At 35.9% G+C, this 654-nt stretch carries 1 protein-coding gene; it reads left to right on the top strand.

Annotation, left to right across the window (positions count from 1 at the left end):
• Window positions 1-654, top strand: a 654-nt coding sequence (locus tag ACFIO5_RS12265) for an RNB domain-containing ribonuclease (RefSeq protein WP_375705554.1), incomplete at both ends; no start/stop codon positions are given.

The raw sequence follows: 654 nt of genomic DNA, 5'->3' as shown, positions 1-654 counted from the left end.
GAGCTAACCTCTCTTATCAAGAAGTTCAGTCAGCAATTGAGGGAAATATAAATGAAAAAATAGCTCCTCTTTTCGAAAATGTCTTACAACCATTGTGGAAAGCTTATGAATGCCTTAAAATTACACGGAATCGTCGACAACCACTAGAATTAGAAATAGCAGAAAAAAAGATTATTCTTGATCAAAATGGATGCATTAAAGATGTTGAAATACAAACATACCTAGAAGCACATCGTTTGATTGAAGAACTCATGATACAAGCTAATATTGCAGCATCTGAAACATTAAAAGAACATCACCAGCCCCTCATCTATCGAATTCATGATAAACCCTCTCTTGCAAAACAAGAAATACTGCGGAGTTTTCTTCAAAGTTTGGGTTTATCACTCTCTCGAGGCGCAGAACTGACATCAGCCCGTCTTAATAGAATTTTAGAAAAGGTTATGAATACCCAGCAACAAGAATTAGTGAATCAGGTTATTTTGCGCACACAATCTCAAGCAGAATATAACCCCCAAAATATCGGCCATTTTGGTTTAAACTTACATAACTATACACATTTTACATCACCAATTCGTCGTTATGCTGATCTGGTTATTCATCGAGCACTCATTAAAGCTCTAAAGTTAGGGAATGACCAATTAACAGAGACAC

Source organism: Bartonella sp. AA86SXKL (assembly GCF_042196885.1).
This window is presented reverse-complemented; position numbering and strand designations above follow the sequence as displayed.